This window comes from Nocardia sp. NPDC058640 (assembly GCF_042716995.1).
Classification (GTDB): domain Bacteria; phylum Actinomycetota; class Actinomycetes; order Mycobacteriales; family Mycobacteriaceae; genus Nocardia.
In genome coordinates, this window is sequence record NZ_JBHXRG010000038.1 from 33,476 (window position 1) to 47,254 (window position 13,779).

The following is a 13,779-nucleotide window of genomic DNA, read 5'->3' on the forward strand; positions in this document are numbered from 1 at the left end:
GCAGCGCACCCTCGCACCCCATCTCGAAAGGTATTGAGCCATGGCTGATCTGCCTCCGCTCGAGTACGGCAAGGTCGTCGGGCGGTTTCTCGCCAACGTGATCGACGGCCCCGACCTCGGCGACTTGCCCGAATTCCCGCCGCTGAGCGGCACCATCACCTTCATCGCCGACGCGCCGAAAATCCTCGTTCGCAACGCGCAACCCGCGCCGGCGACCTACGTCCAGCTTCCGCACCACTATGAATGCCAGCTCGACGAGTTCGGCTATCTGAGCTGGCGGGGGAAGCGCGGTGTGCGCCTGGTCGCACCCGGACCCGCGACCAATCCGTCGGAATGGACGTGGCGGGTTTCGTTCGATCTGTCGTACGACGGCGAACGAATTCCGTTGGAACCGTTCAGTTTCCAGGTTCCTCGGTATGTTTCCGGCCCGAATCCGGAAAGCCCCGACACTGGCTCTACCGGCCTGGTCGACCTGACCCTCGCGGCTCCCGTGCCCGCTTCGCCGGGCAACGCTGTGGTCGTCGGTCCGGCCGGGCACGGCATTCAGATCGACGGGCAGGTCGAAACCTATCCGCAGCTGCCTGCCGCGCCACCGAACGGTAGCCAGTACATCGTCAAATCCGATGGGCTGCTGTACATCTACCGGAGCGGCAGCGGTTGGACGGCGAACGGTCAGGGCATCGTTGTGCGCGGTCCGGCGGGTACCACGCTGTGGAGCGGCATCTCGGGCAAGCCCGTCACCTTCCCGCCGGTCATCGGGGATACCGCAACCACCGCGGTCGCCGGCGACGACCCGCGCCTGACCAACCCTCGAACGCCGACGCCGCACACCCACCCGATCGGCCAGCTGACCGGGACAAGTCCGCTGGGGGGTGCGCTGCTCACCGCCGCGGACGGCGCGGCAGTGCGCACTGCGATCCAAGCACTGGCCGACTCGGACCCGCGGCTGTCGAATGCGCGAACCCCCACCGCGGCGGGACAGGCGTATGACATCGCTATCAAGTCACACGCGGGGATCCGGGCTGCAGGCGCGGGAAACACTGTGCCAGAAGGCATTCGGATCGAGCGTGCGCTGACTGTGTCGAAGGTGACCTACCGTGGCGAAACAGCGGGAACAGGCAATCTCGTCGTGGAACTGCGCAAGAACGGCGTCGCTGTCGCGGGGACAACTGCCACGATCGGTGCGGCCAACCATGCCATGGACACCAGTGTGACCGGGGCATGGACCTTCGCCGCCGGTGACCGGGTCACGGTGCAGATCACCACGGTCGACAGTGCGGCCGGACGTGGGCTGCAGGCGAGTCTGGCGGGGGTGACCGCGTAATGCCGACGATGTTCATCGGGGGACCCGTGATGATGTGGCAGCCCCTCGAAAGTCATCCCGAACCGGAAAGCCCCGACGGGGAGCCCTACTGGAAGAGCCCGGCATCCGGCTACCCCGGCGCACTCGCCGAAAAGCAGCCAGATCCAGGGTCGGAACCAGTCCCCGAGTTGCCCGTCGAGCCGGACGCCGTTCCGAACACGCCCGCACCCGACTCCGATGAACGGAGCAATTGATGCCGCACATCTTTGCTGGTGGCGGGGAGGTTTTCAGCCCGTCCGCGATGACGAAGAACGGCAACGTGGTGACCGGCGCCTCCGGCACGTGGAATGTCGTTCCCGGCTGGACCGCTGACAACGTGGGCTACCCGGGCTCCGTGGTTTCCGGCGACGGACTGCGGACACAGGGTGGCTCCGCCACTGCGGCATTGTCGGCCAACATCGCCTACTCAGGCGCTGGCATGCCGGGAACCTTCCAAGCCAGGTTGCTGGTGAACACAGTGGTGGTCGCTACAGGCACCGCCGTGACGGGAACGAGCGGCACGATGGTGGTGAACGCGACGGTGGCGATCGCGGCCGGTGATGTAGTGACCGTCGAAATCACGCACAACGTCACCACGTCATTGTGGTACGCGACGATCACCGGTGGGGCGGCCACTTTCGTCCGGATCGGGTGAGACGGGGTCGTGACGTGCCGCGGTGAGCGGACGGACTATCGGCACCGGCCGTCGAACTGAACATTGATCGAGAAGAAGCCCAACCCCTTTGCGGGGGTTGGGCCTTTTCTGCTTTTACGGTTGATATCTTCCGATATCATCGAGACATGGAAACTGTCCGCGAACTGCGTTTGGCCGCTGGGCTCACCCAGGCTGAGCTGGCACAGCGCTCCGGGGTCGCGCAGCCGAATATTGCCGCTTACGAGAGTGGCAGCCGTCGGCCCTCGACGGCGATGATGGCTCGACTGCGTGCGGTCGCCCAGCCCCGGCCATCGGGGGTGGTTGCTGCTCACCGTGAGCAGATTCTCGCGCTCGCGTTGCGGCACAAGGCAAATCGGGTTCAGGTGTTCGGGTCGGCGTCGCGGGGTGATGATGTCTCGGGCAGTGACATCGATCTGCTGGTGCGATTCGACGACGACGCCGACCTGCTCGATATGGCCGAGCTGATGCTCGATTTGGAGGAGCTCACCGGCCTGCATGTGGACTTGGTTTCCGAAGGCGGGTTGCCGCCCGGGCCCCACCCCATTCGGGACGAGGCCAAGCCACTGTGAGCGGCCGTAACACTGGTGATCGAACCGTCAAGAGTCTGCGCGACTTCCTCGCCTTCAGCGAGATGGCTGCGCGCATCGTCAGTGGCGGTAAAGCTGCGTACGACTCCGACGAGATCACCCGTCTGGCTGCCGAGGCCGTCCTGCACCGACTCGGCGAGTCAGTAGCCCGTCTGCCTGCGGAATTCATCGCCGCGCACCCCGAGGTCTCCTGGCGCGGAGTCAAGGCGACCCGCAATCTGGTCGCCCACAACTACGACGCCGTCGACCACACCATCCTCTGGAACCTTCTCGCGACCCGGTTGCCCAAGGAGGCTGCCGGCGTTCGCGAGATCCTCCTCGAGCTGGAGTCCGCCGAGAGCTAGGCGTTCAGGTCGTCGGGTGTTGACGACGATGCCGTAGAGGTCGGTGATGGTGGACACGGCGCTGTGGATGCGCAAGGTTGCTACACGTGCCAGTCTGGGGTTCTCAGCATGGCGGTCAATGGTGTGGGATCGGGATTTGTTCTGAAGTCTGGATTTTGCCACACATAGTCGATGGTTGACGCTAGAGAGTTTGCTCGCGTGCCCCAGTTGACGGGCAAAATGTCCCACGTTGATTCATGTGTTCGGGGGGAGCGGCGTCGTATATATCGCCATGTTGTTTGTACCGCTGCTTGCTCGGACACTATTCGGACTGCAACATTGCCGTGGGACTTCTCTGTGACGGAAATCGAGCGAATATCATCCCACCTGCAATGGCGTTCGTATAGGCGCGTGGTTATGCGTAGGGTATCGCTGTCCCAGCGCAATTCGGCCTTGCTCATTATTGCTAGCGCGATTATCAATGCGATCCAGAGGGTGCTGAGTACGATCCCGGCGACTAACGGTTCCGGGATGTTGTGTGTCCAGCCGTAGACGGCCGTAATTGGTGCGACCAGCGGAATGCCGAACAGGGCGCTGGCAAAGTTGGTGGGCCTATATCTCAGGGTTGGTTCGGCTGTCTCCGAGCAGACGGAAACGCGGGGACGGTGTGTGGTTTCTTCGGCGAGGATGTCTATCAGCCAGATTGCTGAGGGCACCAATATTATGGCCGCGATGCTCGACAAGAATCGGATATCGGCGATGCAGCCGATGGCGACGGATAAAGCCAGGATGCCAACTGTGATTGTCAGGGCGGTTCGGTGGGATCGAACGAGGGGATCTGGGGTGTGGATTTTCCAGACGTAGTTCTCTGGAGATCCTGCGTAGCCGGGACCTGAGTCGATCATTGATTCTCGCTTGCCGTCGGACCTGGTCGTGCTCGCATCGACAGTAGCTTCTGTCCGTGCTGATGGGGTGTGCCTGGGCGGATCCGAGCCGGGCGGCTCATAGCTGTTGCGCACCAACAGGTTTCGAGTTGCGTTGGTGGGGGTGGGGGTTACGATCTCCTGTTGCCCGTTCGCGTTCGAGTCGGGTTCTTGCGAGGTTTAGGAGTAGGTCGGTGATTTTGCTGCAGAATGTGGGGGCGGCGAAGCGGATCAAGGGGTGTTGAGCTCGGGGCGTATTTCGGGGCGGGGTGGGCCGTTGGTGTGGGCGGTACTGATGGTTGTGGTGACGGGGTTGGCGGTCGCGTGTTGTCTGTGGATCGTTTGGGCGGATGTGTCGGCGTTCGAGGATCTCAACACTCGGTTTTTCACAGGTATCAATCTCTCGATACCTGTGTTGGGGTGGGTGGTGCTGGCCGTCGTCGGGTACCGGCGGTATCCGAGGTGGTGGTGGCGGTGGGGGCTGGTGGTGCCGTTGTTCGTCGCGGTTACGGTGTCGATGACCTGGTTCGAGATCTCGGGGCGCATCGGGTGGGCTGTGTCGCGGGGGGATATGCACCGGGCGGGGGTGGCGTGCGGGGCGGGGGACAGTCCGCCGTCGGGTTCTTCGTACAACAGGGAGAAGGTCGGTGTCTACGAGTTCTATGACGTCGAACGATTGCCCGACGGCGGGTGTCATTTCCGCTTGTCCCGCGATTATCCGGTGGTCCGCAACGGGTTCGTCTATCTGCCGAATGAGGAACTTCGAGAAGGTGTGCGTGGGCACACCTATTATCTGCCGCTGGGCGACGACTGGTATTTCTACGAATTCACCGAGTAGCCGATCAGGTCGGCGGGGGTGTTGACGACGATGCCGTAGAGGTCGGTGATGGTGGCCAGGGCGCTTTCGTGGAGTTGGGCGGCGGGGACTTTGCCCAGGGGGCGGGTGGCGCAGGCATTGGCGATGATGGTGGGGGTGTTGCCTCGGAGGAATGCGCCTTCGGCGGTGAAGGTGACGCACATGTGGGTCATGAAGCCGACGAGGATGAGGTTGGGTTTGCCTGCGGCGTCGACGAGTTCGGCGAGGTTGGTGTTGATGAAGGCGTTGGGGGCGGTTTTGACCACGGTGGGTTCGTTTGCGAGAGGGGCTACTTCGGGGTGGATCTGGCCGATTTCGGCGGTGATGTCGTAGGGGGTGTTTCTGCCGCCGTCGTTGATGACGTGGATGACGGGGGTGCCGGAAAGTCTTGCGGCGGTGAGGAGTTGGGCTGCGGATTCGAGGGCGGGTGCCCAGTCGGTGAGTTCCATGACGCCCTGGGTGTAGGTGTTCTGGTAGTCGATCAGGACCAGGGTGGAGTTGGACAGGGTGGCGGGGGTTTCGTCGAAGCCGTTGAGTTCGCGCAGCGTTGTGGAGGTCATGAAATTCACGGTATTCGCGGGCGGTGGTGTCGGCAATGACGTGTAACCTGCAGATTCGGACATGGAGGTTGTGGTGGCTGAGCGGCTGATTGTGATCGTGTTGTTCGATCGGGTGGATCTGCTGGATGTCACGGGGCCGCCGGAAGTTTTCGCACTGTTGCAGCGGGAGGTCGAGGGGCCTACGGGGTATCGGGTGGTGTTGGCGGCGGCGTCGATGGCGCCGGTGACCACCTCGGCGGGGGTGCGGATTCTGCCCGATGTCACGTTCGCGGGAGTGGGACGGGTGGACACGCTGGTGGTGCCGGGCGCGGTCGAGATCGACGGTGCGCGGCGGGTGAGTGCGGTGGTCGATCCGGGGGTGGTCGCGGCGGTGGCGACGCTGGCGCGGAGGGCTCGGCGGGTGGCTTCGGTGTGCGTGGGGGCGCATATTCTCGCCGCGGCGGGGTTGCTCGAGGGCAAGCGCGCGACCACGCATTGGTCGACGGCGCAGCAGTTGGCCAGGGAGCATCCCGAGGTGATCGTCGATGCCGATCCGATCTACATTCGCGACGAAAACGTATGGACGGGTGCGGGACTCACGGCTTGCCTGGATTTGACGTTGGCGTTGGTGGCCGATGATTTCGGGGATGAAGTGGCGTTGCGGGTTGCTCGCCAGTTGGTGATGTATTTGAAAAGGCCCAGTGGGCAGAGTCAGTTCAGTGTGTCGCTCGAGCCGGTGTCGACCACGCGGCGGATCGAGGATTTGCGGCAGTACATCACGCGCAATATCGCCGGGTCGCTGACGGTGGGTGAGTTGGCGGCGCAGATACATGTCAGCGAACGGCAACTCACGCGGATCTTTCGCACGGAACTGGGGTGCACGCCCGCGGCCTATATCGAGTCGGCGCGGGTGGAGGTGGCGCGGCAACGGTTGGAGACCAGCGACGACACGCTCCAAAAGATCGCCGCCGCTTGCGGTTTCAACACCATTGATACGCTGGCGCGCGCTTTTCGCCGGAAGTTGGACACCACACCCCATGAGTATCGGCAACGGTTCCGGATCGGGGCGGTTCCGTGAAAGTCTCTCAGCGCGCCGGGATCAGGCGGTACAGCCACCACGGGCGGCTGGGGAACGCGGGGTCGTAGATGCGCAGCATCATGCGGCGCTCCAAGCCGGTGCCGCGGTCGCGGACGCGCAGGTGGCGGCGGGCAATGTCTTGCGCGCGGACTTCGCTGGTCCAGATCCGATCCCAGTCGGGGGACCCGCCGCACGAGTCGGTGATCGATGTCACGCGTTGAGTGGGGGCCAGCGGGGCGAGCATCCGGAAGGCGTGCACCAGCAGTTGGGCCTCGGTGGTCCAGTCGAGGTAGACCTTCTTCGCCGCGGGGTTGAGGAACATCCACTCGAGCATGTTCACGCCCGCGCCCAGACCCGGGAAAAGGCGCTGGTAGTCGGCGTTCGCGGCGAGCATGTCCATGGTGGGGAAGCGGATCAGCGACGCGGGATGGGTCAGGCTGGCCAGGTCGGCGAGGTCTTCGGCCGAGGGGGTCGAGGGCGCGGTGCCCGCCTCTACCGCGGGCAGACCGAGCACGAGAATGTGCTTTCGATACCACAGCGGCACGTCGAGACTGTCGAAAAGTCGTTGCAGCATAGCGGGATTGGGGACGAGGGCACCGGATTCGATCTGGCTGATCAGCAGCGGCGCGAGCTGGGTGCGCACCGCCAGCTCGGTGCGCGCGAGGCCGGCGGCCAGTCGTCGCTCGCGCAAATACACACTGAGAGCGGTACTTTCACCCATGCCGAACCCCCGAGCCTCACCCCAACCGACGGTACAGCCAGGGTACGCCGACAGGTGCGCACGCGGCTGGGAACCGGGCGGCGCGGGCAAGTTTGCTCGGCGTTCATCTTCGAGTGGGCAGGCTTATTTTTCCCGTGGTAGGAATGGCCGACTCACTTCGAAGGAGATTTTCATGGATGGCCTGATGTACTTCCTCACCACGCTCGCGGCTCTGTCCAGCGGCTCTGCGTAGGAACAACAAAACGGGCCGGAGCGTAATGCTCCGGCCCGTTTTTTGCGTGGATCAGGTGAGACTTAGAAGGCAGCCTCGTCCAGGTCCATGATGTCGTTGTCCAGGTTGGCCAGGATCGCGCGGGTGGCGGTCAGCTCGGGCAGGACGTTGCGGGCGAAGAACTGCGCCGAGGCGACCTTGCCGGTGTAGAAGGACTTGTCGGCACCGGCGGCACCGTTGTCCAGGGCGGCAAGCGCGATCTCGGCCTGGTTCAGCAGCATCCAGCCGATGAACAGGTCGCCCACGGCCATCAGGAAACGCACCGAACCCAGACCGACCTTGTACAGCTCGGTCGGCTGCTCCTGCGCGCCCATCAGGTGGCCGGTCAGGGTGGCGGCCATGGTCTGCACGTCCTCGAGTGCGGTGGCGAGCAGCTTGCGCTCACCCTTCAGACGCTCGTTGGCCGAGTCGGACTCCAGGAACTTCTGGATCTGGCCCGCCACGTGGGCCAGGGCCACACCGCGGTCACGCGCGATCTTGCGGAAGAAGAAGTCCTGCGCCTGGATGGCGGTGGTGCCCTCGTACAGCGAGTCGATCTTCGCGTCGCGGATGTACTGCTCGATCGGGTAGTCCTGCAGGAAGCCGGAGCCACCGAAGGTCTGCAGCGAATCGGTCAGGTACTGGTAGGCGCGCTCGGAGCCGACACCCTTGACGATCGGCAGCAGCAGGTCGTTCACGCGGAACGCGACGTCCTTGTCCGCACCCGAGACGACCTCGGCGATTTCCGGGTTCTGGTGCGCGGCGGTGTACAGGTAGACCGCGCGCAGGCCCTCGGCGTACGCCTTCTGCATGGCCAGCGAACGACGCACGTCGGGGTGGTGGGTGATGGTCACGCGGGGCGCGGCCTTGTCGGTCATCTGGGTCAGGTCGGCACCCTGCACGCGAGTCTTGGCGTACTCCAGCGCGTTCAGGTAACCGGTCGACAGGGTCGCGATGGCCTTGGTGCCGACCATCATGCGCGCGTTCTCGATCACGTCGAACATCTGCGCGATGCCGTTGTGGACCTCGCCGACGAGCCAGCCCTTGGCGGGAACGCCGTGGCCGCCGAAGGTGACCTCACAGGTGGCCGAGGCCTTGATGCCCATCTTGTGCTCGACGTTGGTGACGAACACGCCGTTGCGGTCACCGAAGGTCTGGGTCTCGAAGTCGAAGTGGGTCTTCGGGACGTAGAACAGCGACAGGCCCTTGGTGCCGGGGCCTGCGCCCTCGGGGCGAGCCAGCACCAGGTGCACGATGTTCTCGAACATGTCGTCGGAATCGGCCGAGGTGATGAAGCGCTTCACGCCCTCGATGTGCCAGGAGCCGTCTTCCTGCTTGATCGCCTTGGAGCGGCCCGCGCCGACGTCGGAACCGGCATCGGGCTCGGTCAGCACCATGGTGCAGCCCCAGTTGCGCTCGGACATCGTCTGAGCCCACTTCTTCTGCTCATCGGTGCCGTTGTCGTAGAGCACCTGGCTGAAGGGGGCGCCTGCGGCGTACATCTGGACGGGCGGGTTGGCGCCGAGCACCATCTCCGACAGGGCCCACGCGATCGCGGCCGGGGCGCCGAGGCCACCGAGCTCCTCGTTGATGCCGACCTTGGCCCACTCGCCGTCTTCGAAGGCCTTGTAGGACTTCTTGAACGAAGCCGGGATGGAGATGGTGTGGGTCTCCGGGTCGAACACCGGCGGGTTGCGGTCGGCGTCGGCGAACGACTCGGCGATCGGACCCTCGGCCAGGCGACGGATCTCGGAGAGCATTTCCTTGACGGTGTCGGTGTCCAGGTCACCGAAGGTGCCTGCGTCGAGCACCTTGTCGATGCCGAGAACCTCGAAGAGGTTGAACTCGAGGTCGCGAACGTTTGCCTTGTAGTGGCCCATGTGAGTACTCACTCTCCATTGAGTTCTGGTGCGGTCGGTGATTGCCGTTCCCGCCCGTCGCCGGTTTTCCGCATGCTACTCGCGGGTAACTTATGGATCATATTACCGGTGGGTAATGCCACTGGCAAAGGGGTACGGGGCAATGTGATGTGAAAAACACGCGCGAGTGCTCTGCGCTTGCTCGCCGCGACCTCGGGGCTACCGTGAGGTGTGCGCATCGACACGACCGCGGGACCGGCCGAGATCGCCCTCGACGAGGTGGCGGATCCGGCATTTCTGCTCGTGATCACCCATGGGGCCGGGGGTGGAGTGGATGCGAAAGACATTCTGGCCGTGCGTGATTCGGCAGTGGAAGCCGGTGGTGCGGTAGCTCGGGTGATGCAGCCGTATCGGGTTGCAGGGGGGCGGGCGCCGGGCAATGTGGTGAAGCAGGATCAGGCTTGGGTGGAGATCGTGGCGGCGTTGCGGGCTCGGTTTCCGGGGGTGCCCGTTGTTCAGGGGGGTCGCAGCAATGGGGCGCGGGTCGCGTGCCGGACGGCGGTGGAAGTGGGGGCCGTCGGGGTGATCGCGCTGTCGTTTCCGTTGCATCCGCCGGGGAAGCCGGAGAAGAGTCGGCGGGAGGAGTTGCTGGCGACCGGGGGGATCGAGGTGGTGGTGATCAACGGGGGTAGTGACCCGTTCGGGGTGCCCGATCCGGCTGATGCGGCCGAGGTGCGGGTGATTCCGAAGCAGGCGCACGCGTTTCGGACGGGGTTCGACGTGATCGCGGCGACGGTTACGCCCTGGTTCGCCCATTGGACGGTTGATCACTAGGCAGTGGCGCAAACATCGGCCGAGTAGAAAAATCCCTGAGAGCCTGGTGATCTTGATCAGTCGGTGGGCTCGGGGAGGGGGCGTTGGGCGATGAGCAGGGAATCTATGGCGTCGGCGCCCTCGGTGGGGCGGAAGACCTCGTGGGCGACGGTGATGGTGATGTCGTCGCGGGTCAGGTCGGCGCGCAGGTCGTCGGGGGAGAACAGGATCGGGGGTTCCTGGGGGCCGCCGTAACCGTCGGTGATGTTGCGGGTGGCGTGGCCCAGGATCAGCAGCATGCCGCCGGGGACGAGCATGTCCGCGAGTTGGTTCAGGAGGGGGCGGCGTTCGTCGGCGGGCAGGTGGACGAAGACCATCAGGATCAGTTCGAAGGGGCCGGTGATGTCGGCGGATTCGAGGTCGGTGATGTCGGCTGTTTGCCAGTTCACGCGGGAACGGACCGATCGGGATAGGCGGGCGGCGACTGTTCTGCCTTTGTCGATGCCTACCTGCGAGAAGTCGACGGCGGTGACCTGCCAGCCGTGCGTGGCCAGCCAGAGGGCGTGGCGGCCTTCGCCGCAGGCCAGGTCTAGAGCTCGCGGGAGTGGCGGAGTGTCGCCGGACTCGTCGGGGAGCAGGGGGATTCGACGGTCCAGTCCGTAGACGTGTTCGACGACGGTGCTGTTCGGCGGTGCGCCCCAAACCAATTCAGTGCGCGCATACCTAGAGTCCCAATCCGCCGCATCCATGACACGAGTGTAGGACTCCGTATCGCCACGTCGTACTGATCTAGCACGTACATGGGTAACTCGCCGGGAACGGGCCAACTCGCCCCGACCCGAGTCTTGCCGCCTGCCGAACTGAACACGCGCCTGAGTCTGGCTTGAATACGCGGAGAGGCGGAACCGGCTCAGAGTGTGGTGCGCATCAGGACGACGTTGTACTGGGTGTGGATGGTGGTCATGAAGTACAGGTCGCGGCCGGTTTGGTACGGGAAGATCGAGGGGGCGTAGGCGGTGGGGAGTTGGCGCGCGTCGATGAGGACCTCCGGGGCGCTCCACGGGCCCACCGGGGAGTCGGCGCGGCGCATCACGATGGAATTGAACGGGTCGGTGGTCAGGGAGATGAACTGGCCCAGATGCTCGTTGTACATCACCGACAATTCGCCCACGCCGCCCATGATCGGGGCCGCGGCGTTCACGTCGCCGAGCTTCCACTCGCCGCCGTCCCAGTACTCGTAGGCCGCGAGGTTCTCGATCTGCGCCTCGGGGACGCGGGCGACGAACGCCTCGTTGTTGCGGCCCGCGCGGGTGCCGTACTCGTAGACGAAACCGCCGTCTTTGAGGAAGGCGTTCATCTGGAAGTTGGCGTTGCCGCCCTCGTCGGGGCGGCGGGTGTGGCCCAGGTCGGCCCAGGTCTCGCCGTTGTCGGCCGAGGCGGCCAGGCCCGAATAGCTGGTGGTCCACTCGCCGGGGGCGTCCCAGGTCTTCACCGACATCAGCGACATGTACTGCACGCCGTTGGCGGAAATGCCGGCGGTGGGGATGCGGCTGATCTCCAGGAACGGGATCTTCGGGCTGGGGATCAGGTCGCGGGCCTGGCCGATCACATCGCGCACGACACCGTCGAACATGATGCCGTCGGCGGGGTTTCGATCGTGGGTGCGGACCAGGATGTTGGAGCGCCACGCCCAGGTGCTGCCCGCGAGCAGGTTCGGGAAACCGATGCCCGCGGTGTCGCCGAAGGCGGTGAGCATCTCGCCGCGGCCGTTGTCCCACATGATGCCCAGGTCGGTGCCCAGCACGTTGTAGTTCTGGGTGTTGTTGGGGCTGGCCAGGCCCGTCACCTGGAACACCGCCTGGGTGCGACCGTGCAACACCGGCAGGCCGTGGGTGCCGTTGAGAACGGGAATCGGGTTGATGGCGTTGGGATTCGACACCGCCGGTGGCGCGGCGCTCACCAGCAAGGCCGTGGTACCTGCGAGAGCGGACAGCAGGATGGATCCGGTCTTGTTCACAGGTGATGCGGCCTCCGGGTCGCGCCGAAAGCGGGGCACGACCGACTTCGGGAGCCACGTACCGCGTTTCGACTGGTCAGCGAATCGAAGCGATGCTAACAGTCGTTCACTGTGATGTGCGGTACATCCCTTAGGTATCCGGCATCAATTACCGGCCGATTGCCTGTCAGGGGTGACGGCCCAGCGCCTTACCCAGCAGCAAGGGCAACTGGGCCAAGCGCTCGGCGGCGAACGTCGCGCGCGAATCACGCTGCCAGGAACGGTCGAACAGGTGCTTGGCGGCGGCCACCGCCTTGCGATCGCGGACGGTGATGCGGTCGGCCAACGCTTCCGCGGCCTGCACCGGGTCGTCGGCGATGTCGGTGATCAGGCCGATCCGGCGGGCGTAATCGGCGTCGATCGAGTCGGCGGTCATCGACAGCAGCAGGGCCTGGTCGAGGCCGATGAGCTGCGACAACGTGGCGGGGCCGGTCATATCGGGGATCAGGCCGTGGGCGACCTCCATCACCGAGAACTCGGCCGAGGGGGTGGCGATGCGGAAATCGGCGGCTAAGGCGAGCTGGAGGCCGCCGCCGAAGCAGCGACCGTGAACCGCGGCGATCACCGGGACGTCCAGGCGCCGCCATGCCCAGCAGGCTTCCTGGAAGGTGTTGGTGCCGCGCAACGGGCGGGGCAGGAATTCCTTGACGATAGCCACCGGATTGCGCGTGGCGGCGGCGATATCGAGGCCGCTGCTGAAACTGGGGCCGTTGCCGGTGAGGATCACCGCGCGAGTGTCCTTGTGGGCGGCCACCTTTCGGGCCGCTGCGACCAGATCGCGCAACATCTCCAGCGTCAGGCCATTGTGTTTGGCCGGCCTGTTCAAGGCGACGTAGGCGCGGTCGTTGTCGAAACGGACGGTGATGTGCTCTCCCATGCCCCTATCTTACTCGCGAGTCAGTTCCGGTGGGTGGCCCCGAACGCGACCGTGCGGCATGATCGCCAACGGCCGCGCATCGGCTGATGCGCGGTGATCGAGAGGACTCCCACGTGCGGAACTATCTACTCGCCGCGACGCTGCTCACGCTGCCGGTGCTGTCTGCCTGCGTCGACGAACCGACCGAGGTCACCCAGATCGAACTGTCGAGGTCGTTGCAGGACAAGGGATTGAGCAACGTGGCACTGGCCGACTGCGCGGCCCAGGTATTCCTGGACTCGGGCATGTCCCAGGACGGCCTGCGCGTCATGGTGTCGAACGCGAAATCCGACGACCCGGCAAAACTCCTCGCCGAGGAAGACGCCGCCAAAGTCGCCGCGGCCCAATCGAAAATCGCCGCCGACTGCGTCCGCCTAGGCAAATGACCCACCCACCGCGTGAGGGCATCCCCCCTCGCGCGGCCCCAAGACACCACTGATCTCGCAAGGTGCCCACTGATCTCGCAAGCACATGGGTAACTCCCCACCCACAGCAAAGGCAACCACCCCCAAAACCCCCGGCCGCACAAAAAAGCCTCCCCGCGTCTAGGTCTGGCCTAAATACACGGGGAGGCGGTACAGAGCCGATGACGGGAATCGAACCCGCGCCATCTGCTTGGGAAGCAGAAGTTCTACCATTGAACTACATCGGCTTGCGGCGCTCGGAAGCGCTTTCGCGACTCTATCAGACCCCTCGGCGCGCAACGCAAGTCTTCGCAGCTTCGGCTTTCTGTCGGTGGGGCGTTCTAGCCTCAATTTTTCGCCAGGCGGTCGGCCCGGCCTGAGCGGTTTCGGATTGGTTGAAAGCTGCTGATCAGCAGCTTTCGGGCAACCAGTAGTG

16 protein-coding genes and 1 tRNA gene are annotated in these 13,779 nt (G+C 64.7%); 9 read left to right on the forward strand and 8 right to left on the reverse strand.

The window, feature by feature from the left end:
* The first annotated feature begins 40 nt into the window (after positions 1–40).
* The 5 genes from ACFWU5_RS26295 to ACFWU5_RS26315 all read left to right on the forward strand — a co-directional run bounded on the left by ACFWU5_RS26295 (position 41) and on the right by ACFWU5_RS26315 (position 2,949).
* Positions 41–1,324: a hypothetical protein gene (locus ACFWU5_RS26295; protein ID WP_379247360.1), complete on the forward strand. Its 1,284-nt coding sequence runs from the start codon at positions 41–43 to the stop codon at positions 1,322–1,324.
* Positions 1,325–1,353: 29 nt separating this feature from the next.
* Entirely contained in the window at positions 1,354–1,557 is a 204-nt protein-coding gene (locus tag ACFWU5_RS26300) for a hypothetical protein (protein ID WP_379269465.1), read from the forward strand.
* Positions 1,557–1,997, forward strand: a complete 441-nt coding sequence (locus tag ACFWU5_RS26305) for a hypothetical protein (RefSeq protein ID WP_379247362.1) — start codon at positions 1,557–1,559, stop codon at positions 1,995–1,997. Before ACFWU5_RS26300 ends, ACFWU5_RS26305 begins: the two co-directional genes overlap by 1 nt.
* Positions 1,998–2,143: 146 nt before the next feature.
* On the forward strand, positions 2,144–2,587 hold the full coding sequence (locus ACFWU5_RS26310; protein WP_379247364.1) for a helix-turn-helix domain-containing protein: 444 nt from the start codon (positions 2,144–2,146) through the stop codon (positions 2,585–2,587).
* Positions 2,584–2,949, forward strand: coding sequence for a DUF86 domain-containing protein (locus ACFWU5_RS26315; RefSeq protein WP_379247366.1), 366 nt, complete (start codon positions 2,584–2,586; stop codon positions 2,947–2,949). Before ACFWU5_RS26310 ends, ACFWU5_RS26315 begins: the two co-directional genes overlap by 4 nt.
* 80 nt (positions 2,950–3,029) lie before the next feature.
* Here ACFWU5_RS26315 and ACFWU5_RS26320 read toward each other — a convergent pair whose 3' ends face one another.
* Positions 3,030–3,833, reverse strand: a complete 804-nt coding sequence (locus tag ACFWU5_RS26320) for a hypothetical protein (protein ID WP_379247368.1) — start codon at positions 3,831–3,833, stop codon at positions 3,030–3,032.
* A 430-nt stretch (positions 3,834–4,263) separates the two neighbouring features.
* Between ACFWU5_RS26320 and ACFWU5_RS26325 the strand changes: the two genes are divergently transcribed.
* A complete protein-coding gene (locus tag ACFWU5_RS26325; protein ID WP_379269467.1) occupies positions 4,264–4,689 on the forward strand; it encodes a hypothetical protein in 426 nt (141 codons plus the stop codon).
* On the opposite strand, the gene ACFWU5_RS26330 is transcribed toward ACFWU5_RS26325, so the two are convergent.
* Complete coding sequence (locus ACFWU5_RS26330) at positions 4,671–5,267, reverse strand: cysteine hydrolase family protein (RefSeq protein ID WP_379269469.1); 597 nt, start codon at positions 5,265–5,267, stop codon at positions 4,671–4,673. The two genes, ACFWU5_RS26325 and ACFWU5_RS26330, sit on opposite strands and share 19 nt — an antisense overlap.
* A 73-nt stretch (positions 5,268–5,340) precedes the next feature.
* Here ACFWU5_RS26330 and ACFWU5_RS26335 point away from each other — a divergent pair, with 73 nt between their 5' ends.
* Positions 5,341–6,324, forward strand: coding sequence for a GlxA family transcriptional regulator (locus ACFWU5_RS26335; RefSeq protein ID WP_379269471.1), 984 nt, complete (start codon positions 5,341–5,343; stop codon positions 6,322–6,324).
* A 7-nt stretch (positions 6,325–6,331) separates the two neighbouring features.
* Here ACFWU5_RS26335 and ACFWU5_RS26340 read toward each other — a convergent pair whose 3' ends face one another.
* Together ACFWU5_RS26340 and ACFWU5_RS26345 are read right to left on the reverse strand one after the other, a co-directional pair.
* Positions 6,332–7,045 (reverse strand): helix-turn-helix domain-containing protein, encoded by a 714-nt coding sequence (locus ACFWU5_RS26340; protein WP_379269473.1) that lies wholly within the window; start codon positions 7,043–7,045, stop codon positions 6,332–6,334.
* Positions 7,046–7,339: 294 nt separating this feature from the next.
* Positions 7,340–9,175 (reverse strand): acyl-CoA dehydrogenase, encoded by a 1,836-nt coding sequence (locus tag ACFWU5_RS26345; protein ID WP_379269481.1) that lies wholly within the window; start codon positions 9,173–9,175, stop codon positions 7,340–7,342.
* Positions 9,176–9,385: 210 nt separating this feature from the next.
* On the opposite strand from ACFWU5_RS26345, the gene ACFWU5_RS26350 reads away from it, so the two are divergent.
* Positions 9,386–9,988 carry an alpha/beta family hydrolase gene (locus ACFWU5_RS26350; protein ID WP_379269475.1) on the forward strand — a complete coding sequence of 201 codons (603 nt, stop codon included), beginning with the start codon at positions 9,386–9,388 and terminating at the stop codon, positions 9,986–9,988.
* Positions 9,989–10,044: 56 nt separating this feature from the next.
* Here the strand turns inward: ACFWU5_RS26350 and ACFWU5_RS26355 are convergent, their stop codons facing one another.
* The 3 genes from ACFWU5_RS26355 to ACFWU5_RS26365 form a co-directional block, all read right to left on the reverse strand.
* Positions 10,045–10,716, reverse strand: coding sequence for a class I SAM-dependent methyltransferase (locus ACFWU5_RS26355; protein WP_379269477.1), 672 nt, complete (start codon positions 10,714–10,716; stop codon positions 10,045–10,047).
* Between the two features lie 161 nt (positions 10,717–10,877).
* Positions 10,878–11,984, reverse strand: a complete 1,107-nt coding sequence (locus tag ACFWU5_RS26360) for a DUF4185 domain-containing protein (RefSeq protein WP_379247384.1) — start codon at positions 11,982–11,984, stop codon at positions 10,878–10,880.
* A 166-nt stretch (positions 11,985–12,150) separates the two neighbouring features.
* Complete coding sequence (locus ACFWU5_RS26365; protein ID WP_379269479.1) at positions 12,151–12,900, reverse strand: crotonase/enoyl-CoA hydratase family protein; 750 nt, start codon at positions 12,898–12,900, stop codon at positions 12,151–12,153.
* A gap of 113 nt (positions 12,901–13,013) precedes the next feature.
* On the opposite strand from ACFWU5_RS26365, the gene ACFWU5_RS26370 reads away from it, so the two are divergent.
* Positions 13,014–13,325 (forward strand): hypothetical protein, encoded by a 312-nt coding sequence (locus ACFWU5_RS26370; protein WP_379247388.1) that lies wholly within the window; start codon positions 13,014–13,016, stop codon positions 13,323–13,325.
* Positions 13,326–13,520: 195 nt separating this feature from the next.
* On the opposite strand, the gene ACFWU5_RS26375 is transcribed toward ACFWU5_RS26370, so the two are convergent.
* A tRNA-Gly gene (locus ACFWU5_RS26375) sits at positions 13,521–13,591 on the reverse strand.
* Positions 13,592–13,779: the final 188 nt, after the last annotated feature.